This window comes from Buchananella hordeovulneris (assembly GCF_001907235.1).
Taxonomy (GTDB): domain Bacteria; phylum Actinomycetota; class Actinomycetes; order Actinomycetales; family Actinomycetaceae; genus Buchananella; species Buchananella hordeovulneris.
In genome coordinates this window covers 74,491-96,863 of record NZ_MQVS01000007.1, presented here as the reverse complement: position 1 = coordinate 96,863, position 22,373 = coordinate 74,491, and the positions used below count along the sequence as shown (strand labels likewise).

Annotated in this window: 20 protein-coding genes and 1 tRNA gene; 10 read left to right on the top strand and 11 right to left on the bottom strand. The window is 67.1% G+C overall.

All coding sequences use genetic code 11. The features are described 5' to 3' along the window. Positions 1–323: 323 nt before the first annotated feature. Positions 324–659 (bottom strand): DsrE family protein, encoded by a 336-nt coding sequence (locus BSZ40_RS07630; protein WP_073824864.1) that lies wholly within the window; start codon positions 657–659, stop codon positions 324–326. Between the two features lie 364 nt (positions 660–1,023). Here BSZ40_RS07630 and BSZ40_RS07625 point away from each other — a divergent pair, with 364 nt between their 5' ends. Then, on the top strand, positions 1,024–1,272 hold the full coding sequence (locus BSZ40_RS07625; RefSeq protein ID WP_073824861.1) for a hypothetical protein: 249 nt from the start codon (positions 1,024–1,026) through the stop codon (positions 1,270–1,272). A 112-nt stretch (positions 1,273–1,384) separates the two neighbouring features. Here the strand turns inward: BSZ40_RS07625 and BSZ40_RS07620 are convergent. Continuing rightward, positions 1,385–1,457 (bottom strand) — tRNA-Thr (locus BSZ40_RS07620). 144 nt (positions 1,458–1,601) lie between these two features. On the opposite strand from BSZ40_RS07620, the gene BSZ40_RS07615 reads away from it, so the two are divergent. Next, complete coding sequence (locus BSZ40_RS07615) at positions 1,602–2,042, top strand: Fur family transcriptional regulator (RefSeq protein ID WP_073824858.1); 441 nt, start codon at positions 1,602–1,604, stop codon at positions 2,040–2,042. 2 nt (positions 2,043–2,044) lie between these two features. Then, positions 2,045–3,502, top strand: coding sequence for a catalase (locus BSZ40_RS07610; protein WP_073824855.1), 1,458 nt, complete (start codon positions 2,045–2,047; stop codon positions 3,500–3,502). Between the two features lie 62 nt (positions 3,503–3,564). Here the strand turns inward: BSZ40_RS07610 and BSZ40_RS07605 are convergent, their stop codons facing one another. Next, entirely contained in the window at positions 3,565–4,461 is an 897-nt protein-coding gene (locus BSZ40_RS07605; protein ID WP_073824853.1) for a DsbA family protein, read from the bottom strand. Positions 4,462–4,535: 74 nt separating this feature from the next. Then, entirely contained in the window at positions 4,536–6,302 is a 1,767-nt protein-coding gene (locus tag BSZ40_RS07600) for a serine/threonine-protein kinase (RefSeq protein WP_084542707.1), read from the bottom strand. A gap of 235 nt (positions 6,303–6,537) precedes the next feature. Between BSZ40_RS07600 and BSZ40_RS07595 the strand changes: the two genes are divergently transcribed. Beyond that, complete coding sequence (locus tag BSZ40_RS07595) at positions 6,538–7,659, top strand: ABC transporter ATP-binding protein (protein WP_073824847.1); 1,122 nt, start codon at positions 6,538–6,540, stop codon at positions 7,657–7,659. Between the two features lie 62 nt (positions 7,660–7,721). On the opposite strand, the gene BSZ40_RS07590 is transcribed toward BSZ40_RS07595, so the two are convergent. Continuing rightward, the gene (locus tag BSZ40_RS07590; protein ID WP_245793961.1) at positions 7,722–7,985 is read right to left on the bottom strand and encodes a GlsB/YeaQ/YmgE family stress response membrane protein; all 264 of its coding nucleotides are present in this window, start codon (positions 7,983–7,985) and stop codon (positions 7,722–7,724) included. A 190-nt stretch (positions 7,986–8,175) separates the two neighbouring features. On the opposite strand from BSZ40_RS07590, the gene BSZ40_RS07585 reads away from it, so the two are divergent. Next, the gene (locus tag BSZ40_RS07585) at positions 8,176–9,495 is read left to right on the top strand and encodes a DUF4032 domain-containing protein (RefSeq protein ID WP_073824841.1); all 1,320 of its coding nucleotides are present in this window, start codon (positions 8,176–8,178) and stop codon (positions 9,493–9,495) included. 41 nt (positions 9,496–9,536) lie between these two features. On the opposite strand, the gene BSZ40_RS07580 is transcribed toward BSZ40_RS07585, so the two are convergent. The 5 genes from BSZ40_RS07580 to pyrE form a co-directional block, all read right to left on the bottom strand. Beyond that, positions 9,537–10,712, bottom strand: coding sequence for a hypothetical protein (locus tag BSZ40_RS07580; protein WP_124852516.1), 1,176 nt, complete (start codon positions 10,710–10,712; stop codon positions 9,537–9,539). Positions 10,713–10,786: 74 nt separating this feature from the next. Next, complete coding sequence (locus BSZ40_RS07575; RefSeq protein WP_073824835.1) at positions 10,787–12,913, bottom strand: beta-galactosidase; 2,127 nt, start codon at positions 12,911–12,913, stop codon at positions 10,787–10,789. 71 nt (positions 12,914–12,984) lie between these two features. Then, complete coding sequence (gene fbaA / locus BSZ40_RS07570) at positions 12,985–14,007, bottom strand: class II fructose-bisphosphate aldolase (protein WP_073824832.1); 1,023 nt, start codon at positions 14,005–14,007, stop codon at positions 12,985–12,987. A gap of 73 nt (positions 14,008–14,080) precedes the next feature. Continuing rightward, entirely contained in the window at positions 14,081–14,743 is a 663-nt protein-coding gene (locus BSZ40_RS07565) for a TrmH family RNA methyltransferase (protein WP_073824830.1), read from the bottom strand. Then, on the bottom strand, positions 14,740–15,315 hold the full coding sequence (gene pyrE / locus BSZ40_RS07560) for an orotate phosphoribosyltransferase (protein WP_073824827.1): 576 nt from the start codon (positions 15,313–15,315) through the stop codon (positions 14,740–14,742). The genes BSZ40_RS07565 and pyrE overlap by 4 nt, the downstream gene beginning before the upstream one ends. A 181-nt stretch (positions 15,316–15,496) precedes the next feature. On the opposite strand from pyrE, the gene BSZ40_RS07555 reads away from it, so the two are divergent. The 5 genes from BSZ40_RS07555 to BSZ40_RS07535 all read left to right on the top strand — a co-directional run bounded on the left by BSZ40_RS07555 (position 15,497) and on the right by BSZ40_RS07535 (position 21,562). After that, positions 15,497–15,997 carry a peptidoglycan-binding domain-containing protein gene (locus BSZ40_RS07555; RefSeq protein ID WP_073824824.1) on the top strand — a complete coding sequence of 167 codons (501 nt, stop codon included), beginning with the start codon at positions 15,497–15,499 and terminating at the stop codon, positions 15,995–15,997. 12 nt (positions 15,998–16,009) lie between these two features. Continuing rightward, complete coding sequence (locus BSZ40_RS07550) at positions 16,010–17,065, top strand: hypothetical protein (protein WP_073824821.1); 1,056 nt, start codon at positions 16,010–16,012, stop codon at positions 17,063–17,065. A 114-nt stretch (positions 17,066–17,179) separates the two neighbouring features. Next, entirely contained in the window at positions 17,180–18,301 is a 1,122-nt protein-coding gene (locus BSZ40_RS07545; RefSeq protein ID WP_073824818.1) for a hypothetical protein, read from the top strand. A gap of 79 nt (positions 18,302–18,380) precedes the next feature. Continuing rightward, a complete protein-coding gene (locus BSZ40_RS07540; protein WP_073824815.1) occupies positions 18,381–19,661 on the top strand; it encodes a peptidoglycan-binding domain-containing protein in 1,281 nt (426 codons plus the stop codon). Further along, on the top strand, positions 19,661–21,562 hold the full coding sequence (locus tag BSZ40_RS07535; protein ID WP_073824813.1) for an ABC transporter ATP-binding protein/permease: 1,902 nt from the start codon (positions 19,661–19,663) through the stop codon (positions 21,560–21,562). The genes BSZ40_RS07540 and BSZ40_RS07535 overlap by 1 nt, the downstream gene beginning before the upstream one ends. On the opposite strand, the gene BSZ40_RS07530 is transcribed toward BSZ40_RS07535, so the two are convergent. Beyond that, entirely contained in the window at positions 21,559–22,323 is a 765-nt protein-coding gene (locus tag BSZ40_RS07530; RefSeq protein WP_073824811.1) for an SDR family NAD(P)-dependent oxidoreductase, read from the bottom strand. The two genes, BSZ40_RS07535 and BSZ40_RS07530, sit on opposite strands and share 4 nt — an antisense overlap. Positions 22,324–22,373 lie beyond the last annotated feature (50 nt).

Sequence of the window (22,373 nt, the reverse complement as noted above, 5' to 3'; positions counted from 1 at the left end):
GGCTCCCTGGCCGGGGCGGGGTCACCAGGTGACTAATGCTGACCGTTGCACCAAACGCGGACCGTTGCGCCCAAACGCTAACGGCTTAGCAGTCACTGTATGGACTTCACGGTCCGCAAAACGCACAAAGGTCAGCGTTTGACACAACAGGCAGTGCTTGCCCTCACAGTGCCCCGCACACAGTTGCGCCCGCACCGAATAAGCGATCCTTCGACACCACCGCGTCTCAGCGTTCCCGACCCGCATTTGCCGGAAAGTTCACAAAACGGAAACCAAAGCAGACAGGGACTGCGGGCATCCTGCAGAACGAACGAGCGCCACCGTTAAGGCTTTATGTAGGTCGCGCCAGCGCCGACCTGCTCCGCTATGCTCGGCAGCGCAGCCGGGACCGGAACGATCCATTCCGGCAGCGAAGAAGACGATATCTGGTGGTTGTCCAGGGAACGCTGGCACACGTGAAAGCGCACGCCAGCAGCGGCGGCGCGGGCCATGCTAGCGCGCCAATCATGTTCGCCTTGCAGCACATAGATGGCGGTCCCGTTGATCACCACCACGAGCTCGGGGCCGTACCCCTGCTGGACCATATTGGCCAAGTTGCTAAGCACCGCAGGCCACCTATCTGCCTCGGTAACGTGCAGGAGGTAGGCGCAGGTTTTCATAGACCCGATTGTAAGTGAGGCCCCGAAGTCGGGGGCGGATTCCCGCTGGCAACTCCCAGTGGACCCACCCCATCGTGGCCAGCTCGACGACCTCGGCGTACTGCCAGACACGCTTGGAGTGGATGAGGCTGGTTTGCAGAGCCCTTGCACGCCGGGGCGTGCTTGAGAGCGGGCAGCGCCGTGCCCGGCAGGGCGTGTTGCACATGGTTTGCGGGCGCAGTGCACAGCCGGTACCGAAGCTGGGCGGATCTCATCGGCCCGGCGGGCTTGGGCAAGCTCGCGCTTGCGGCGCTTGGCTCGAGGCCAGCAATCCCTTCGTGAAAAGATGGAAGCCGTGAAGGCACTTCTACAGAGAGGGTGAACAATGGGCAAATGGTTTGCGCAGGCGCAAGAAATCGAGCGTTTACGTCGTGAGAAACAACGACTCTTGAAGCTTGTCAAGCAGCTGCAGGAACGCCTTGGTGAGGCGGGCAGTGTCGATACCTTCGGCGTTTCAGCCGAGGAGCGTCAGCTTGCCGCTTCCGGACGCAAAATCGAAGCCATACGGGCGTACCGAGTGCGAACCGGAGCCGACGTTTTTACTGCGAAGGAGGCCATCGACTCCGTGGCCTAGTCACGTGTGGTCCTGTTGTGCCTGCTTCCAACGGTCATGGTCGAGCGCGCTCTGGCGTCAGGGAACGCCCCGCAATCCTGCAGGGTTCTGTCTCCCAATGGACCACCAGCGGAGCCACCTGCGGGACTCGAACCCGCGACCGTCCGCTTACAAGGCGGGCGCTCTACCAACTGAGCTAAGGTGGCGCGCCCCTATTGTGCCACGTGGCCCTGGGTGCCCTGAGACGACCTACGTCACACCACCCCAGCCAATCAGGAAACTTAGGGAACCCTAACCATAGACAAACTAGCTTTCTGGACTTTCTCCATTTTTATGACTATGGTGTCAGCATGACGATCGATCACGACCGCCAACAGCTGCGCACCGTCGGACTGCGGGTGACAGCCCCCCGGCTGGCCACCCTCGCCGTGGTGCGGGAGCAGCAGCACCTGACCGCGGAAGCCATCGCGGACCAAGTGCGCGAGCGTCTCGGGTCGATCTCCAAGCAGGCCGTCTACGACGTGCTGGCCGCCCTCACCGACGCTCACCTCCTCCGCAAGGTGGTGCTTGAGGGACGGGGCGCCCGCTACGAAGTGGAGTCTGGCGACAACCACCACCACGTGTGGTGCACGCGCTGTGGCAAGTTCCAGGACATCCCCTGCGTCAAGAAATCCGCCCCCTGCCTGCAGCCCCCCATCGACCTGGGCTACACCATCGAGGTTGCCGACGTGGTGTACCGGGGACTCTGCCCCGATTGCCAGGCGCAAGATCACCAGAACGAAGGAAATTAGGCATGACGACGTTTGACCCCACCAAGCCCTCCACCACTGAGTCCGGCGAACCGCGCCAGTCCGACTCCTACTCCCTCAGCGTCGGGCCCAACGGGCCGCTGCTGCTGCACGACGTCAATCTGGTGCAGAAGCTTGCCCGCTTTGACCGCGAGCGAGTCCCGGAGCGCTCTCCGCACGCCAAGGGCTCCGGCGCCTTCGGCGAGTTCCGCGTGACCGGCGATGTCTCGGCCTACACCAAGGCCGACTTCCTCCAGCCCGGCCGCACCACGCGGGTGCTGCACCGCTTCTCCACCGTCGCCGGGGAACTCGGCTCCCCCGACACCTGGCGAGATGTGCGCGGCTTCGCGGTGCGCTTCTACACCCAGGAGGGCAACTTTGACCTCGTGGGCAACAACACCCCGATCTTCTTCCTGCGCGACCCCATGAAGTTCCCCGACTTCATCCACTCGCAAAAGCGCCTACCCGACTCCGGCCTGCGGGACGCCAACATGCAGTGGGACTTCTGGACGCATTCCCCGGAGAGCGCGCACCAAGTCGCCTACCTCATGGGTGACCGCGGCCTGCCCCGGACCTGGCGGCACATGAACGGCTACTCCTCCCACACCTACATGTGGGTCAACGCGGAGGGCGAGAAGTTCTGGGTGAAGTACCACTTCCTGACCAACCAGGGCGTGGAGAACATGACGACCGCCGAGGCCACCGAACTGGCCGGTAAGGACGCCGACTTCCACCGTCGTGACCTCTTCGAGGCCATCAAGGAGGGCAACTTCCCGTCCTGGACCCTGTACGTGCAGGTCATGCCCTACGAGGATGCGAAGACCTACCGCTTCAACCCCTTCGACCTGACGAAGGTGTGGCCGCTGGCCGACTACCCGCGCATCGAGGTCGGAACCCTCACCCTGAACGAGAACCCCACCAATCACTTCGCGCAGATCGAGCAGGCCGCTTTCTCCCCCTCGAACACCGTGCCTGGCACCGGGGTGTCCCCCGACAAGATGCTGCTGGCGCGCATCTTCTCCTACCCGGACGCCCAGCGTCACCGCATCGGCACCAACTACAACCAGCTGCCAGTTAACGCTCCCGTCTCGCCCGTGAACTCCTACGACAAGGAAGGCCACATGCAGTTCAGCCACTCTGGCGCTGCGCCGGTCTACGCCCCCAACTCCTACGGGCGCGCCTACCAGGCCGAAGAGATGGTGGTGGAAAATGGCTGGGAGGCAGACGGCGCGCTGGTGCGTGCCGCCTACACCCTGCACGCCGAGGACGACGACTTCGGCCAGGCACACACCCTGGTGCGTCGCGTGTACGACGACGCCCAGCGGGCCCGCCTAGTGGAGACCGTCGTCGGCTCGCTGGCCGGGGTGGAGGAGCCTGTGCTTTCGCGGGTCTTCGCCTACTGGCGCCAGATCGACGCCGAGGTGGGCGAGGCCATTGAGGCCGCCTGGCGCGCGGCCAACTGATAGCTGACTGCCCGGGGCGGAAGGCGCTCGACCTTCCGCCCCGGGCAGCAGTGTGTCTGGGGTTAGTTAGTCGCCGCGGGGGTCGGCTGCTGGCTGGGGTCCTTCGGCACGACGGTCTGTCCGTCCTCGCTGTAGACATAACCCACATCACCGGTAGCGGCCCAGTTCTTCAGCGCCCCCTCCTGGAAGATCAGGCTCAGGTCAGCCAACTTGCCCGCCAACGTCACGGTGGGGGTGCGGGCACCGCCGTCCTCGCTCAGTTCTCGATCCGCCGAGCGCTTAGAGAACTGGTTGGAGGTCGCCGTCAGGTAGCCGGCGAAGCGATTGTCGGCGAACTTGTCGATGGTGGCCTGCGGCACGCCGACTTCCGCGGCGATCTTTTGCACGCCGGCCAGGTTTAGGTTGGAGGTGTCCTGCGTTTGGGCGGCCTGCAGGAAGTTCGCTGACAACTTGGTGTGGAAGTCCCAGGCCTTGTCCGGGTGCTGGTCCACGACCTCGGCGAAGGCATTGCCGGCGGTGACCGTGTAGGACTGCCCCAGGATGTTGACCGGGTGCAAGACCACGTTCACCTCGCCCCCTTCGATCAGTTCCCGCAGCTCCGCCTCCTTGGCGGCCTCGAACTGGGCGCAGGCGCCGCAAGAGTAGTCGAAGTACACATCGATCGTCTTGGCCTGCGCCTTGCCGGTACCCGCCTTGGTGCTGCCCGAGAAGGCCACCCCACCGTCGGCCTGTGTGTTACTAGGCCGGGTGACGTCCTCCAGGCTGGCGTTGGTATCGGGGCGATTGACTACGGCCAACACGATGGCCACCACCACCGCGATTGCGGCTAGGGCGATGCCCCCCAACAAGAGGAATCGGTTACGCCGGTCGATGCGCAGCTGCTCTTCCCGGCGGGCAGCGGCTGCGGCTCGCGCCGCCTCGCGCCGTTCTGCTTTAGAGCCAGAGCTCTTGTTACTCATCTCTTCTCCTTGTGCTGCGGCAGCAAAATCGTCTCGATCTTAACGGCAGCGCCAAAGAGTTTCCGATTCGGCCCCTAGAGCCAGGGCACGTTATTCACCAGCAGCGCAATGGCGATCGCGGCCGTCCAGCAGGCGGTGCCCACGATGATGCCGGGCGCGCCAGCCGTGCCCGCCAGCAGGCGCCGGGCCCCCGCCTGCGGCTGGTTGGTGGTGGGAAAGATCCAGCCGACAAAAGTCACAAGGAAGAGGAAGGCTGCCGCGAGCATCGGCAAGTATTGGCTCGGCACCGGCGGGGACAGCAGGTTCATCAGCTTTAGGTGCGTCAAGAACCACCAGGCCGCCGAGAGCAAGAAGACCATCGGCAACACGTTTATCAGCTGCCCGAGGATGATGCCCGGTGTGCGCACGGCACTGCGAATTACGCCCGGGCTAGCGTGGGTCTGCCGATCGTAACGCCACGTCTCGGTCCAGTGTGCGAGCGCCGAGCCGCACCCCAGTGCGAAGGTGATTATTGCGATCGGGATGAGGATCACTGCCGGGTTGGGCATGAGCAGCGTCAGCGCGCAGGCGAACGCGCCGATACCCCCCACCAGATAGGTGCGCGGCGGCTGGTAGACCTGCGGGAACGGCACCGGCGTGCGCGTGACCTGGGGGCTCCAGGCCCCACCACCGTTTTGCCAGCCCGGCGGCGGTGCGGCCAACGGCGGTGGGGCCGACTGCGGGTGCCCACCAGGACTGCTGGTGGCCCCGTACCGCGCGGTGGCGCCGACGCCCCCTTCGGCCCCCACCGCGGCGAAGCGCTGGGTGGCGGCGGGGGAGGAAAACTGGGTAGTGGCATCCGGGTCCAAGCGCGGCCGTGTTGCCGCGAGCGGTTCCCCGCCCGGCAGGAAGTCCGAACTGATAGGCACACCCGTCGGTGTCTCGGGCAAACCCGCCACCGCCAGGCGATCGGTGACCGATTCGCGGGGATCGTGTGGGAGAGGTTTTTCGACAGTGATCCCTTGCGGTGCCTGCAACCGGGTGGTCGCCTGACCGGATTCCGCCGCCACCCAGCCAGATAGGGCTTCCAGGGTGTCCTCTGGGCTGGCCCGGTGCTCCCGCTCGGGGTGCAGGGCAGCCCGCAAAATCCGTTGCAGGGGGGCAGGCGCGTCCTGGTCAGCCAGGTCGCCCCGCAACAGACGGGTGAAAATCTGCTGCCAGGTGCCCCGCCCAAACGGCGGATGCCCCAGGCCCGCAAAGGCGATGGTCGCGCTCCAGGCCCACCAGTCCCCGTGCACGCTCAGGCTGTGGGCCTCGGTGCTCTCGACGTCTTCGGGCGCCACGTAGCCGGCGGTGCCCATCACGTAGCCCCCCGCAGTGAAACGCTCGGCCTCCGCAGACTGGGCCAGACCAAAGTCAATGAGCACCGGCCCATTAGGGGACAAGATGACGTTACGGGGCGTGACGTCACGATGCAGCACCCCCGCTTCGTGGATGGCGCGCAGCGAGGTCGCCAAGTCTTCCGCCAAGGCCAGCAGGTCCGCCGCCGCAAACGGACCGTGCTGTTCGACGTCGTCGGCCAGGGTGGGGCCCTCCACCAACTCGGTGACAATGTAGGGCCGAATACCCGAGACGTTTACCTCCAGGAACTGGACGACCCCCGGCAGCTGTACCCGTGATAGCGACTGGGCTTCCCGCATCAGGCGCGCCCGCGCCTCGGCGTCGGCGGCAAGTTCGGGCCGCAGCAGCTTTACCGCCACGTCCTCCCCGCCGGGACCAACCGCGCGGTATACCGCCCCCGAACCACCGTGGCCAAGGCGCGCGGCCAGTGCATACCTGCCCACCCGCGTTCCGCGCTCCATCTTTTCCACGCCCCCAGGCTAGGGCAAAGACGCAGCCCCAAGCATCGTCAACACGAACAAACGACATCGTTCAGCGTTTTTCCAGCGCAGCAACGCGCACTATGGGGAGCAAATGTGGCACAATTCCCGCAACGACTTCAATTCCGGGGTCGTCGAGTGTGTCAACGCAGACATCACTGCTGACACCTTCACTACGGATCGTCCGGCACGTACCTGCCGGTGAAGGGAATGAATAATGGCAACCGTCACTTACGACAAGGCCACCCGCCTCTACCCGGGCGCTGAGCGTCCCGCCGTCGACGCCCTCGACCTAGAGATCGCCGACGGCGAGTTCCTGGTCCTGGTGGGACCGTCTGGCTGTGGTAAGTCCACCTCGCTGCGCATGCTCGCCGGCCTGGAAGACGTCAATGCTGGGCGCATCTTGATCGGGGACCGCGATGTCACCGACGTGCAGCCCAAGGACCGCGACATCGCGATGGTCTTCCAGAACTACGCCCTGTACCCGCACATGTCGGTGCACGACAACATGGGCTTCGCCCTGAAGATCGCTGGCACCCCCCGCGACGAGATCACCCGGCGCGTGAAGGAAGCCGCCGAGATCCTCGACCTCACGCAGTATCTCGACCGGAAGCCGAAGGCCCTGTCCGGTGGTCAGCGCCAGCGTGTCGCCATGGGCCGCGCCATCGTGCGTCAGCCGCAGGTGTTCCTCATGGACGAGCCGCTGTCGAACCTCGACGCCAAGCTGCGGGTGCAGACCCGGACCCAGATCGCGTCGCTGCAGCGGCGTTTGGGCGTCACCACGGTCTACGTCACCCACGACCAGACCGAAGCTTTGACCATGGGGGACCGCATCGCGGTGCTCAAGGACGGTATCTTGCAGCAGGTGGGCACGCCGCGCGAGATGTACGAGACCCCGGCTAACGAGTTCGTGGCGGGCTTCATCGGCTCCCCGGCGATGAACCTCGGCCGCTTCACGGTGGCGGGCGGTTGGGCCACCCTGGGCTCTGCCCGAGTGCCAGTGGCCCGCGAGACGGTGGCGGCCATGTCGCCCGAGGACGAGGGCAAGATCACCATCGGTTTCCGGCCCGAGGCTCTGGAACTGGTTTCCTCGACCGACGAGGGGTCGATTCCGATCCGGGTGGAGTTGGTGGAGGAGCTCGGTTCGGACGCCTACATCTACGGCACGTTGGCTGGCGAGGACCACGCTGAGGCGCTCGGTTCTGGCCGCGAGTCCAACCAGCTGATCGTGCGGGTGCCTCCGCGTACCGCTCCGGAGCCGGGCGGCGTGGTGAACGTCCGCATCCGCCCCGACCAGCAGCACAACTTCTCCGCCTCGACGGGGATGCGCCTGCCGTAAGGCAGATAGCGAAGTGGGGGAGCCCGGACGGGCTCCCCCACTTCTTTGCCTCCAGGCGCGATTTAGCGCTTCTTGCCGGTGATGACACCCCAGATGGCGAGCACCACCAGAGAGCCGCCGATGGCCAACGCCCAGGACTTCAGGTCCCAGAACTGGTCAACCTTGGCGTTGAAGAGCATGCTGCCCAGCCAGCCGCCCACGAGGGCGCCGATGACGCCGAGCACGAGGGTGGCAATCCAGCCGCCGCCCTGCTCGCCGGGCATGATGGCCTTGGCGATGGCGCCAGCGATGAGGCCGAGGAGAAGGAATGCGAGGAAGCCCATCATGGCTCACTTTCTGTCTATGGGAACGCACCGTTTGGCACGTCGATTACTTCCACTTTAAACGATCGAGGGATTCATGGGGGACTTTTGACCCATTATTGGAAGCTTCTAATGTTGACCTCATGAACGGGGGCCCGTGCCGCGCCCGGCACCGTCGCTGCGACCAGGGCGAGGAAGGTGAGACAATTTCGCCATGCCATCTTCGCTGCAGATCACGGCCGCTCGTCTCGATCCCGCCCTCTTGGACCTGCCGTGGGAACTCCCGTTGGAGCAGTGGCCGCAGTCCGTGCTCGCCGCCCTGCCCCGCGGTCTGTCGCGCCACGTCGTGCGGTTCGTCAACCTGAACGATCGCGTGATTGCCATTAAGGAAATCGGCGAATCCGTGGCCTACCGCGAGTACGAGCTCTTGCGGGACCTCAGCCGCATAGGTGCGCCCTCCGTGCAGCCCACCGCCGTCGTCACCAAGCGCACCAGCGTCACCGGCGAAGAGCTCAACTGCGCCCTGGTCACAGAGCACCTGCAGTTCTCCCTGCCCTATCGGGCGCTGTTCTCGCAATACATGCGGCCCGAGACCGCCACCCGCCTCATCGACGCCCTGGCCGTGCTGTTGGTGCGCCTGCACCTAACCGGGTTCTACTGGGGTGACGTCTCCCTCTCCAACACCCTGTTCCGCCGCGATGCCGGGGCCTTCGCCGCCTACCTGGTCGATGCGGAGACCGGCGAGCTCCACCCCAAGCTCACCCCGGGGCAGCGCGCCTACGACCTCGACCTGGCGCGTACCAACATCATCGGCGAGCTCATGGATCTCCAGGCAGGCGCACTGCTGGAGCCCAATATCGACACCATCGAGGTGGGCAACCGCATCGTGGAACGGTACGAGGAGCTGTGGGACGAACTGACCGCAGAAGAAACCTTCGACGCACACGAACGCTGGCGGGTCGCCGCCCGTATCCAGCGGCTAAACGAACTGGGCTTCGACGTCGGCGAGATCACCATGAACACCGACCTGGACGGCACCCACGTGTCAATCCGCCCCAAGGTGGTCGACGCGGGGCACTACCACCGGCAGGTGATGCGCCTCACCGGGCTTGATGTGCAGGAACGCCAAGGGCGGCGCATGCTCAACGACCTTGAGGCCTACCGGGCCGTCAACCAACTTGGCAATGTGCCCCTAGAGATGGTGGCGCACTCGTGGATGGCTGAGGTCTTCGAGCCGACCGTGGCCGCCGTCCCGCTGGAACTGCGTCGCAAACTAGAGCCGGCCGAGATCTTCCACGAAGTGCTGGAACACCGGTGGTATCGCTCCCAGGAAGCGGGACGAGACGTGCCTATGCACGAGGCGGTCGCCTCCTACGTGGCCGAGGTGCTCCCCGGCCGCCCCGATGAACAGTCCTACCTCTCGCTCGGTGACAGCAGCGAGATGGACGACATCTTCGGCGAAGAAAACGGAGACCTCGGCAGCTATTCGGGCCGCAGTGCCAACGCCGAACCCTGGGACAACCTCCCCTCCTAGGCAAAGCAGCGCGGGGGCGGCCCTGACCGCCCCCGCACCAATCAAGACTTGCGGCGCAACAAACGCGCGAAAGCGATCTCCGCTAGCGCATCAAACAGCAGGAGCGCGCCGCCGGTGCCCAGGAGCACCCGCCGCCCCACCGACTTGCGCCCCAGGCAGGCGCGCGCCACCAGCGCCGCGCCCACCGCCGCCTCGGCCGCTGCCGCTAGCCGCACCACCTCCGGGCGCTCCTCCACGACAGTCTCGTAGGTCTCCCACCAATCGGGCTTGTCTCCCTCTTCCTCCATCCACATCTTCACGCTGCGGCCGATCGCGTTGGTCACGCCCCGCGGCTCGTGGATCACGACGTCGTCCAGGGCCTCCAACTTGCCCTCCCCCATGACAAAGCGCCCCAAGTCGGTGGGCACATCCATGGCGTCCAGGAGGGCCAAGAAGCCGTCGTCCCCACGCTTGGCCAGGGCCTCCCCCAACGCGTGCGGGCAGGCCAGCGGGAGGAAACCGGCCACTGCCCCCACCTCGTCGCGCAGCGCGAAGGTCTGGGTGAGGTTAGCCAAGATCTGTGGGTCAGCCACCTTGCCGTCCACGAGGGGCAGCTCACCGGTCACGAACCGCGTGCGCAAAGCCCAATCGTGGATGACCCAGTTCTCCGGTGCCGAGTCATCCACAATGGTGAGGTTGGCGTCGCCGACGCTGGCACGCTGCAGCGCCACCACCGGCCCGGCGTCCTTCGGCACCGGCAGGAACGGCACCCACCAGTCTGGCCCGGCCGTGACCACAAACGCGCCCCCCTCGACCTCCCGGACCGCCATTGTGCGTTGCAGGGACTGCGCCTCCAGCGGAATGTGATGCACCGGGAAGGTGACGAAGACCAGCGTCCGCACTTCCTTGCCTTCCGTCTTCTCGCTTGGCAGCTCCAGCTCGAAGTCGGCGGGCAGCGAATCGACGGCGGTCTCCCCAAACAGCACATCGGCCGGCAACTGGGCGGCAATCTCTTGGGCTAGCTCCTCCACGCTCGGCCCCGCCTGCAAGCCCTGCGGGGTACCAAGCACCACTCCCCCAGCCATCTCCGCTAAGCGCACTTGCACCAGATTTGGGGTGTCATCGAACCACTCCAGCTGGGCCACCACACCCCGCTGCGCGAGAAAGTCGCCGAGGTCCTGGGCAGTGGCCGAACCGAGGATCACGGTGCCGTCAACACTGGCAAGCACACTAAGCATGAGATCCATCCCTTCCAAGTCTTCTACCCCCAATCACACCATGAAAACGGCGGTTGCGGTTGGTGCAATCGCCATTAATTGGGAACCACAACGGCGCTGGAGCGACTGGGCAGCACCAGGTGGCCGGTGACCGTCTGCCCGGAGAGCAGCTCCCGGCCCCGCAGCCCGGCGATCTGCGCGGTGGTGGCTCCGTGATTGGCCAAGAACAACGCTGGCCCGCGCCGCACGGCCTCCACCCCTGGCGGCAAGCCGGGCAGAGGCGGTTGCAGGCGCGCGTGGGCGGCCGCCACTGCCACTACTGCCGCCCGCCCGGCGGCGGCCAGGTCGGTTGCCAGGTACCACAGGGCCCCCTTCCCGTACGCACGCCGGGTGAGCGCGGGCAATCCCGCCAAGTCGGAGGCAGTGAAATGCGCCAGCACCTCTGTCTGCGCCTCGACAGCCAGGATCTCGGCCCACTGACCAGCCACCAATTGCGTGGCATCGCTGGCCGTCACCCGCCGCAGCGCCCGCGCCAGCGGCCCCTCCACCACCGTCAGCAGCTGTTCCTCCGCTGCCCCTGGGGTGGCCACCGCGCCCGAAATCCGGTCCACCTCGCTTAGCGGATCGGGTAACCAGGGACGGGATGGGGCACCGGTCCGGGGCGAATGTTCCAGCACTCGCACCCCTACCGCCTCCCGCAATTTACCGAGGTAACCACCCTGCACGGCACGCCCTTGCCCGTCGAGCACACCGGTGGTCGCCCCCAAGATGACCTCGCTGCCCGCCTGCGCCCACGCCACCAACTGGGCGGCCGCCGCCTCCGACAACTGGAAGAGCTCCGGCACCACGATCACGCGCGGTAGCGGCGCCTGCGTCGGCCGCTCCCGGCCTACCGGGAGAAACTCCACCGTGTAGCCAGCGTTGAAGAATGTCGAGTACCAACGGCGAATCTCCCGCACCCCCGGGCTAGCCACCGGCCCCACGGCGCTTTGCCGCGCCCACAACGCATCCCAATCCACCACTATCCCGACCTGAGCCTGCACCGGGCAGCCCGCCAGCGGAGCCAGCGCTTGCAAGGCGCGCCCCAGTTCGCACACCTCCCGCCAGGTCGGCGAATCGGTCCCCGCGTGCGGCACCATGCCCGAGTGGAAGGTCTCCGCCCCTTGCCGCGAGGCTCGCCACTGGAAGAACAGCACCGCGTCGGCACCGCGCGCCACCTGCTGCACCGACCACAACGCCAACTGCCCCGGCAGCTTTCGGGAGTTACGCTCCCGCCACTGCACCATGCTCGGGGTCTGTTCCATCAACCAAAATGGCTCACCCCGCAGCGAGCGCATGAGATCGGCGTTCAGCGCGAACTCCTCCGCCGCCCGCGGATCGGCTGGGTCGGGGTAGGCGTCGTTGGCCACCACGTCCACGTGCTGTGCCCACTGCCACAGGTCCGTTGGCACGTGCAGGCCCATGAAGTTTGTCGTCACCGGCACCTGCGGGGTCAGCTCCCGCAGGATCTCAACCTCGGCCCGGTAACAGGCCCGCAACTCGGCGTCGCAAAAACGTCGCCAATCGACCAGCTGCGCTGGATTAGCGAAGGTCGGCAGCGGTGCAGGTGGGCGGATCTGGGTGAAGTCGTCGTAGCGTTGCGACCAGAAAGCCGTGCCCCACGCCTCGTTTACCGCGGAAATAGTGCCGTAGCGCTCCACCAGCCACGCCTGAAAGGCCTGCACCGAGGTCGGGCAGAAACACTCGGACACGTGGCAGGAATACTCGTTGCCCACGTGCCACAGGCGCACCGCCGGGTGGGCCCCAAAACGCTCCGCCAGCCTCCGCACCAGCGCCGTCGCCCGCTCGCGAAACTTTGGCGAGCTCGGGCAGAACTGCTGCCGCGCCCCCCACAGCAGGCGGACTCCGTGCGCGTCCACCGGCAGCGTCTCCGGATAGTGGTGCCCCAGCCACGGCGGCGGCGAAGCGGTGGCCGTCGCCAGGTCCACCGCGATGCCCGCAGCGTGCAACTGATCTAGCAGTCGCCCCAGCCACTCCAGTTCATACGCGCCCTCCCGTGGCTCCAGCTGCGCCCAGGCGAAGATCCCCAAACTGACCACATTCACCCCGGCGGTCTGCATCAGCTCGATGTCCTGCGCAACCGTCTGGGCATCCCATTGTTCCGGGTTGTAGTCACCCCCGAAGCCCAGCCGCGGCCCCTGCCCCAAGTCCACTCTGCCCACTTTGTGTCCTCCCCGGCGCTACAGACGGGTGGGCCCGCCCCATCGGGACGGGCCCACCTCCTGTCCTAGCCTCAGCGCAGCTTCTTGCCCACCGAGCCAAGCCGCTCGCAGGCCTCCACCACGCGGGCGGCCATGCCCGCCTCAGCGGCCTTGCCCCAGGCCCGCGGGTCGTACATCTTCTTGTTGCCGACCTCGCCGTCCACCTTCAGGACGCCGTCGTAGTTCTTCAGCATCCAGTCCACAATCGGCCGTGTGAAGGCGTACTGGGTGTCGGTGTCGACGTTCATCTTGATCACACCGTTGGCCACGGCCAGGGCGATCTCTTCCTCCGTCGAACCCGAGCCACCGTGCATCACCAGGTCGAACGGGCGCTCCTTGCCCACCTTCGCCCCGACCTCTGCCTGGATCTCGCCCAGCAGTTCCGGCCGCAACTTAACGGCCCCCGGCTTGTACACGCCGTGCACGTTACCGAAGGTCAACGCCGTCAGGTAACGGCCGTTCTCTCCCAGGCCCAGGGCCTCCACCGTGGCCAGCGCGTCCTCGGCCGTCGTGTAGAGCTTTTCGTTAATGGCGGCCTCGTGGCCGTCCTCTTCCCCACCGACGACGCCGATCTCGACCTCGAGAATGGTGTTGGCCTTACGAGCCAACTCCAGCATCACCTTGGCGATTTCCAGGTTTTCCTCCAACGGCACCGAGGAGCCGTCCCACATGTGGGACTGGAACGGGGCGAGCTTGCCCTCCGCCACCAACTTGGCCTCAATCTCCAGCAGCGGCTTTATCCAGGAGTCGAGGTTCTGCTTGGCGCAGTGGTCGGTGTGCAGGGCCACCGTGACGTCGTAGTTCTTGGCGATCTCGTGCGCGTAGGCCGCCATGGCGAGCGAGCCGGCCACGCGGTCCTTGATGGTCGCGCCGGACCAGTACTCGGCACCACCCACGGAGACCTGCAGGATGCCGTCCGACTCGGCCTCAGCGAAACCCTGGATGGCAGCGGTCAGGGTCTGCGAGGAGGTGACGTTGATGGCCGGGAAGGCGAAGCGCTCGTTCTTCGCCTTGTCGAGCATCTCGTTGTAAACCTCAGGGGTTGCGATTGGCACTTGGGCCTCCTAATTCAGCGTGCGAGCTTGCCCACCTATTCTTGCACCTTTTTGCCCCGACTTTGCTGGGACGCTAGTCCGCCAACTGCGCGTGCTGCCTGATCCAACAGTGCATGGCGATCGCGGCGGCGGCCCCCACGTTGATAGACCGCGTCGAGCCGAACTGGGTGATGTGCAGCAGCCGCTGGCAGTGAGCCAACAGCTGGGCAGAGATGCCGCGCGATTCCTGCCCAAAGACCAGGCAGGCCTGGCGCGGCAACTGGGCGCTCTCCAGCGGGCGGGACGTGGGGCCGATGTCGATGCCGATCAGCTCGACGCCCGCCTGGGCCGCCCAGGCCGCCAGCGCCTGCGGGTCCGGGTGATGGCGCACGTGTTGGTAGCGGTCAGTGACCATGGCCCCGCGCCGATTCCAGCGCTTGCGGCCCACGATGTGGATCTCCGCGGCCAGGAACGCATTGGCGGTGCGCACGATCGAGCCGATATTGGCGTCGTGTTCCAGGTTCTCGATCGCGATGTGGAACGGATGGCGCCGCGTGTCCAGGTCCGCCACGATCGCCTCCAGGCGCCAGTAGCGGTAGCGATCCAACACGTTACGCCGGTCTCCAGCCGCCAACAACTCGGGGTCGTAGTGGGGAGCGGTGGGCCACTGTGCCGGTCCCCCCGGCCACGGGCCAACCCCGACCCCGCCCCAGTCGCTCGGGTCGGCCGCTGGGATGGCTGCGGCGTCGTCGGTCATGCCAGCTGCAGGTCCGTCAAGTCCAGTGCCGCGAAGTAAGGCACCCCCGCCTCCTCCGCGATGCGCTGCCCAGCACCCGTGTTGCGGTCGACGATCACCGCCACCGCCACCACCTGCGCGCCCGCCTCCCGCAGAGCCGCCACCGCCGTCAGCGGCGAACCGCCGGTGGTGGAGGTGTCTTCCAGCACCACGACGCGGCGCCCGGCCACCGCCGGCCCCTCGATCTGCCGCTGCATCCCGTGTTCCTTGGCCGCCTTGCGCACCACGAAGGCATCCAGACTGAGCCCGCGCGCCGCCGCGGCGTGCAGCATGGCGGTCGCGACCGGATCGGCCCCCATAGTCAAACCGCCCACGGCGTCGTAGTCGCCCGGCGCCAGGCCGTTTTCCTCCAGCAGATCGAGCATGACGTGCCCGACGAGCGGGGCGGCCTCGTGGTGGAGGGTCACCCGGCGCATGTCGACGTAGTAGTCGGACTGCTGCCCGGAGGCCAGGGTTACTTGTCCGCGCACCACCGCCAGCTGCCGCACTAGGGCGGCCAGGCGGGTGCGCTGCGTGTCGTTCGGAGTTTCCACCCTACCGATTGTAGGGAAGCTGACCACGTCACCCGGAACTGTGGGACAGACACAGACACGCCCGCCCAATTTCTGGGCCACAAAATAATTCGGAAAGCAATTTCCTTCTCCCTCTTGCTAAACCGATTGCGAGGTGAGTACCATCACAGCGTCCGCGATTCCCTCTCCCTAGGAGTCTTTGATGAAGAAGATTTCTCGTATCGCCACCGCTTTTGCGCTTTCCGCAGCTGCGGTCCTCACCCCTGCCGTGGCCTTTGCCGCCCCCGCCGAGGCCCCTGCCGCCGTGGCGGCGGTGACCGCCCCGGTCACGACCCCCATGTCGGTCGGCACCTACCTGCCCAAGTGCCAAGGAACGTGGCGGGTGTCCACTCGCAACGGCAAGACGTTGATGCCCTCCGTGGTGGGCATGCACCCGGGCAACAAGGTGAACATCCGCTGCTACCTGGACGTCAACTGGGGATCGTTCCCCCACGCGCCTACGACGAACTTGCAGGTGACTCTAAAAAACACCTACAAGGAAGACATCGCCACTGACGGCTACTACGGTTGGGGCACCTACCACGCCATGGTCCGCACCCAGCAGCGCATCGGGGTGCCCGCCGATGGCGAGTACGGCCCCTACACCGGGGTGCGCATGGAGTGGTTCAACATCGACGGCAAGACCAGCGGACGCCTGCGCTGACAACCTGGCCGCATGCCGAATCCACGCGCATTTCACCTGGCGCCGCTGGGCGCCCTGACCCTGCTGACCGCCTCGGCGTGCGCCGCTCTCGGCGCCGCCGAGGCGGCCCCTGTCGCGCCCGCGACCACCGCGCCTGCCACCGCAGTCGCCACTGCCCCCGCCACCAGCGCAGCCGCCCTGCCCACCTTCCAGCCCCTCGCCCCCGAGGCGATCGGCAAGGATCGCGCCCGCTGGGCCCTGCCCACCGACGCCATTAATCCCGACAGCCTCGGCTCCCTGAAGATCCATGCCGAGACCACTATTGACGACGATTGCATGGCCAAGGCGGGCTTCCCCGAGTTCACCCCGACCTGGGACGCCTTCGCCCCCGCCCCGGCCTTCTACAGCCCCTCCGGGCGGCCGGTGTTCAACCCCGAGTCGGCGAAACTTTACGGCTACCGCAACGCCCCCGACCCCCGCAATCAGCGCACCGAAGCGGACTACCAAGCCCTCGATAGCTTGCCAAAGGCCTACCAAGAGGCCCTGAGTGAGTGCACGAGTGGTGGCATTGAGGTGCCCGGAGTGGGCGAGGAGGAGAAGCAGCGGGATGCCGAGATCATGGAGAACCTCGACAATCCGGAGAAGCTCGCCGCCCTGCTGGAGAACCAGACCCCCACCATCCACAGCCAGCTCAACCGGTTGCAGGTCGACGCCTCCACCCCCGAGCTGACTGCGGCGGCCGCCGCCTGGCGCGAGTGCATGAGCCCGCTCGGCATCGCAGACCTGCCCGCGCGCCCGTGGGTCTTCATGAACCCCGGCGAGGCGCCCGAGTCCCTGATGAACCAGTGGGAGTGGCGGCCCACCGGGCAGGCGAGCGCCGACGAAATTCGTGTCGCTTCCCACGACGCTCAATGCCGGGAAAGTTCCGGCTGGTCCGAACGCTTTTACGACGCCGAATGGAAATTGCACAGCGAGTTCATAGCAAATAACAAGGCGGAAATCGAGAATATTCTCGATGAGAACAAGTTGAAAGCCAAGTATTACTTGGCGGCAATTGAACAACGCACAAGATCTCCACAGGTTCCCTAGCCTCTTGACGGCGGGGCGTCCGACCATCGGGCGCCCCGCATCCGCCTACAGGCGGCCCCAAAGTCCCCCCATGGTCGCTTGTCGGGCCCAGCAGCCGCCTGCCAGGCTGGCCGCATGAGACACATCACCCTGCTCGCTGCTGCGCGCCCGTCCGCGCGCCGTCCCAGCGCGGCCTTGACCAGCCTGCTGCTCCTCGGGGCTTGCACCGCGGCCACCGACTCCCCCGCCCCGAGCGCCGCCGCGGATGCCTCCACCGTCGCCTCCGACGCCGTGGAAACCACCCCCATCACCGCGGTCACCGACTCGCCTTCCCCGAGCGCCGCGGCCACCCCCGCTCCCAGCATCGAACCAGAGATTGCCGCCCTGCTGCCCCCGATCGACACCCACGTCACCAAAGACCTCGACCGCTGGACCCTGCCCACCGACCCCTACGACACCGCCCGCCTCACGGAGCTCAGCGTCTACCTGGGGCATCTGGAAGAAGAGAAATGCATGACGGACGCGGGCTTCCCCGAATTCAAGTGGGGCAGCGACGCGTTCGCACCCGCCCCCGACGGCTACCGGCCCGATACGCTCACGCCCCTGTTCAACCAGGACTCGGCCGCCAAGTACGGCTACCGCACACCCCCCGACCCCCGCTTCCCGCTCTCCGAAGACCGCGCCCTGGCCATCATGGAGGGCCGAGACCCCTACGAACACGAAAGCCCCGAGTTCAAGGCCGCCTACCAAACCTGCGGCACCCTCGGCCTGCAGCGTTTCCTCGGCGGCTCGCCCGACGACCAGCCTCCCGCTGACGACGCCCCGGAGCTGGAGATGGCAGAGGGCCCCACCATGGGCCCGCCCACCGAACTCGAGGTCGACGTGGCGCAGGGCGAGCTGCCTGCGGCCGCCGAACGCTGGCGCGAGTGCATGGCCCCGCTGGCAATCCCCGACCTGCCCACCGAGCCGTGGATGGAGATCCCGGCGGACATGCCCAAGTCACTACGCGACCGCTGGGATATGCGGCACACCTTCACCGCCTCCGAGGATGAATTGCGGGTTGCCACCCACGATGCCAACTGCCGGGTCAGCTCCGGTTGGCAGCAGGCCTACTACGACGCCGAGTGGGACCTGCACCAGCGCTACCTCGACAAATACCGGCCCGCCCTGGAAAACCGGATAGCCAAGGTGCGGGCCGCCGAAGTCGAACTGGTACGCGAAATCCTCAAGTTGGAGGCCGCCCTGCCCCACCGGTGATGGCCCGGCGGCGGACGGCCGGGCGTGAGGTTGCTTACTGTCACCTACACCGTTTTTGCTGGCCCGCTAGACTCAGCCCATGCGTCGACGCTCCCTGGTCATAGCGGCCCTCTGCCTGACCGGCGCCCTCCTCATCATGCTGGGCACCTGGTTTGCCGCCAAGCGGTTCCAATCCCCTGACCAGCGGCAAGCAGCCGCCGCCCCGCCAACCGCCGGTCCCATCGTCGTCGAAGTCACGCGCGGGGACCTGACCGAACAGACCACCATGAAGGCCACCGCCAGCCGCGCGGGCGAACGTTCCGTGCCCCTGCCGCTGCCCGGTGCCGTCTCGGTGCTCACCCACCCCGGCGTCGCCGCCGACACGGAACTCCTGTCCGGAAATGTCATCGCCTGGATAAACGATCGCCCCGTCTTCGCCCTGCGCGGCCCCTTCCCCCTATTTCGCGATATCGGGGAGGGAGACAGCGGCGACGACGTCCGCCTCCTGCAACAGGCCCTCGCCGACCTCGGCTACGACATCACCCCCGACGGCCACTTCGGCGCCTACACCGCCAGCCTCGTGCGGGACCTGTACGAGACCGCCGGGGCCGAGCCCGCCATTCGTGAAGTCGCCCCCGATCCCATACCGGCCCCGGCGGCGCCGGCCGCTCCCCCCGCCGCCGCTGGCGATGCCCCGACCACCCCCGTCGCGCCCGGCGGCGCTGCGGCACCCACCCCGCAGCCGGGCGCCAGCCCCGCCCCCGCCCCGCGGGCCCCCGCGCCCGCTCCGACCCCAAAAAAGCAGGTCTACCTGCCCGCCGCCGAAGTTGTCATCCTGCCGGAGATGCCCGTCCACGTCACCAGCGTGCCCGCGGTCGGGACGGTGCTGACCGCCGAAAATGCCAAACTCGCCCTCGGCTCCCGGGACCTGACTCTCTCCACTTCCGTGCCCGGCAGCATCGCCACCCGCCTGCGCGAAGGCACCCCCGGCGTGGCAACCCTCGGCCAATCCCGCCTCGAACTGCGGGTCGCCAGCATCAAAGAGGCCGACAAGAAAAGCGAGGAGGGGGAGGAGCTAGGGGTGCAAGGCGATGAATCCACCGTCGAGTTTGCTCCGCTCACCGGCGGTTTCCCCACCGAGTGGGCCGGGAAGAAAGACATCCTCATCACCCTCGACCTGACCACTCCCCGCAAGGGTGTCCTGCAAGTGCCCCAACGGGCGCTCGCCCACGATGCCACTGGCGGCGCCAACGTGCTTGTGCGCCAAAGCGACAACAGCTTCACGCAAACCTCCGTCACCGAAATCGGGTGCGTGGCAGGGCTCTGCGGCATTGAGGACGGCCCGCTCCAACCCGGCGATGTTGTGCGAGTCGACCGGTAATGGTCACCCTCCACACCGTCGGCCTCGGCCGCACCTATGCGGGCCCGGCCAGCGTCGTTGCCCTGCGCGACGTCAACATCACCATCAATCAGGGCGATTACGTCGCCATCCAAGGCCCTTCCGGTTCCGGCAAGTCCACTTTGCTAAACCAGCTGGCCCTCATCGACACCCCCACCTCCGGGGACTACCTCATCGACGGCCACTCCACCCTCGACCTGACAGACACCGGCCGGGCCCGCCACCGCAGCGCCACCTTTGCCTTCATCTTTCAATCCTTCCACCTGCTGGCTGGGCGCACCGTCCTCGACAACGTCGCCCTCGGCACCCTCTACCGCGGCCTGCCCGCCCGCACCCGCCGCACCCATGCCCAACAGAGCCTGGAGTTCGTAGGCCTCGCCCACAAAGCCGACCAACGCGTCGACACCCTGTCCGGAGGTGAGCGCCAGCGCGTGGCGATCGCCCGCGCCATCGCCTCCGGGGCCCCCGTCGTCGTTGCTGATGAGCCCACCGGCAACCTCGACCAGGCGTCCGGGGCGCTAGTAATGGACACCCTTGAGCGTCTGCACGCCCGCGGGGCCACCGTCATCATCGTCACCCACGACGCGGCCGTCGCCGAGCGGGCCCACCGCCAGCTCCACGTCCTCGACGGCCACGTCACCGAGGCCGGATCTCCCAGCCCAACTACCGCAGCCACCGCACCGACCCCGGCCGGGCGTGATTCACGGGTGCGGCTCCTCGACGCGCTCACCGATGCCTGGCGTGGCCTGACCACCAAAATCGGTCGCACCTTGGCCCTCATCGCCTCGGTGGCCCTCGGTGTCGGCTTGGCCCTCACCACCGAAGGCATAGCCCAAACCGCGCGTTTCCAGGTCTCAGACATCTTCGACGCCACCCGCAACCAGCGCGTCGCCCTCACCTCCCCCTCGCTCGACAACGGCGTGAACATCCCGCACTTGGTCTCCGCAGTCTCCGACCCGGAGGGCCTGCAACGCCTCGGCACCGTGGCCGGGCTCGAAGAAGCTGCGATTTTCGTCAACCACGGCCACGCCACCATCACCACCCGCCCCGCCGACTTCAACCCGCAGCCCTTCGACGTCGTCGGCTTTGTCGACGCCCACCTCCCGGGCCGCCTGTTCCAGGTAGATACCGCCGGGGCCGCCCTGAGCTTGTCCGCTGGCGATGTCATCCTCGGGGTGCAAGCGGCCCAGACGCTCAACCTGGGCCCGCTCAGTGCCTCCCCCGTCGTGTGGATCAACGGCCTCCCCCACCGCGTCGTCGGGATCCTCACCGACGCCGGCCTCAACGTCTCCCTGCTGCAAAGCGTCATCGTCGCCGAGGAACACGCCCCGCTGCTCACCCCCACGGTGCGCTACGCGAGCGCCGAGATCCGGGTGGTGCCGGGGGCGGCGGCGTCCGTCGCGCACCAGGCACCGCTGGCCTGGCTGCCGACCGCCGCCGATCAGATCCGCGTCGAAGCCCCGCCCGACCCGACCACGCTGCGTGACCAAATCGAGGCCAACCTGGCGACCATGCTGCTGACCCTCACCGGGGTGGCGCTGCTGGCCGCCGTCCTGTCCTTGACAAACGCCATGGTCACTGCCGTCTACCAGCGCACCGGAGAATTCGGACTCCGGCGTGCCATCGGGGCCCGCCGCCGCCACATCCGCGGGCTGGTGCTGACCGAAGCCCTGGTCATCGGGGTGCTCGGGGGCATCGTCGGCGCCTACCTCAGCGTCTTGACCATCCTCGCCGTCACCATCGCCCGCGGCTGGCAACCCGTCCTTGAGCCGGGGCTGATTCCCCTCGGTATCCTCGGCGGGGTAGGGGTTGGTCTGCTCGGCGGCCTCCTGGCCACCCGCCGGGCTGCGCGTATCGAACCATCCGACGCCCTGCGCTCTTAGCGGCCGTACAGCGACCGATTCGACAAGCGGCGCACCAAAGACCGCGGCGCCACCCGCAGCGCCCCAGCCAGCACCTTGTACGACACCGAGGGCGTGACCAGCACCTGCCGCCGGGCCACCGCCCGCAATGCGGCCGCCACCACCTGCTGGGCCGACAGCCACGTCCAGGCGGGGGCCGCCGAGATGTGCATGTTGGCCGTCTCGTGGAACTCCGTCCGCACCAAGCCCGGCAGCACTGCGCTCGCCCCCACCCCGGTGCCCCGTAGCTCCTCCGCAAGCCCCTCCGTAAACGAACGCACCCACGCCTTGTGCGCGGCGTACGTGCCCATCGCGGTGCCCGCCGTCATCGACGAGACATTGAGAATCGCCCCCCGGCCGCGGGCCACCATCGCCTGCGCTGCCGCGTGTGACAACTCCAGCACCGCGGTCACCATGACCTCTAAGGCCTGCAGCTCTCGCGCCAGGGTGCCGCCCACGAAGGGCTGGCCGAGCCCAAAACCGGCGTTGTTCACCAGCAGCCCGACGGGTTGTCCCGCTTGGTGCAGGCGCGCGGAGACCGCGGCGCGCCCCGCCGGGGTGGCGAGATCGGCGGGAAACACTTCCGCGCCCACCCCCGCGATCTGCGTTAACTGGTGCGCCAGGCGCTCCAACCGGTCCTGGCGGCGCGCCACCAGCACTACGTCATGTCCGCGTTCGGCTAGCTGCCACGCGAACTCCTCCCCCAGCCCGGACGATGCGCCAGTAATCAAAGCAGTTCCCATATCCCCAGCCTATCGGCCCTGCGCCTCCCGCCCACTCCTTGCGGCTCTCG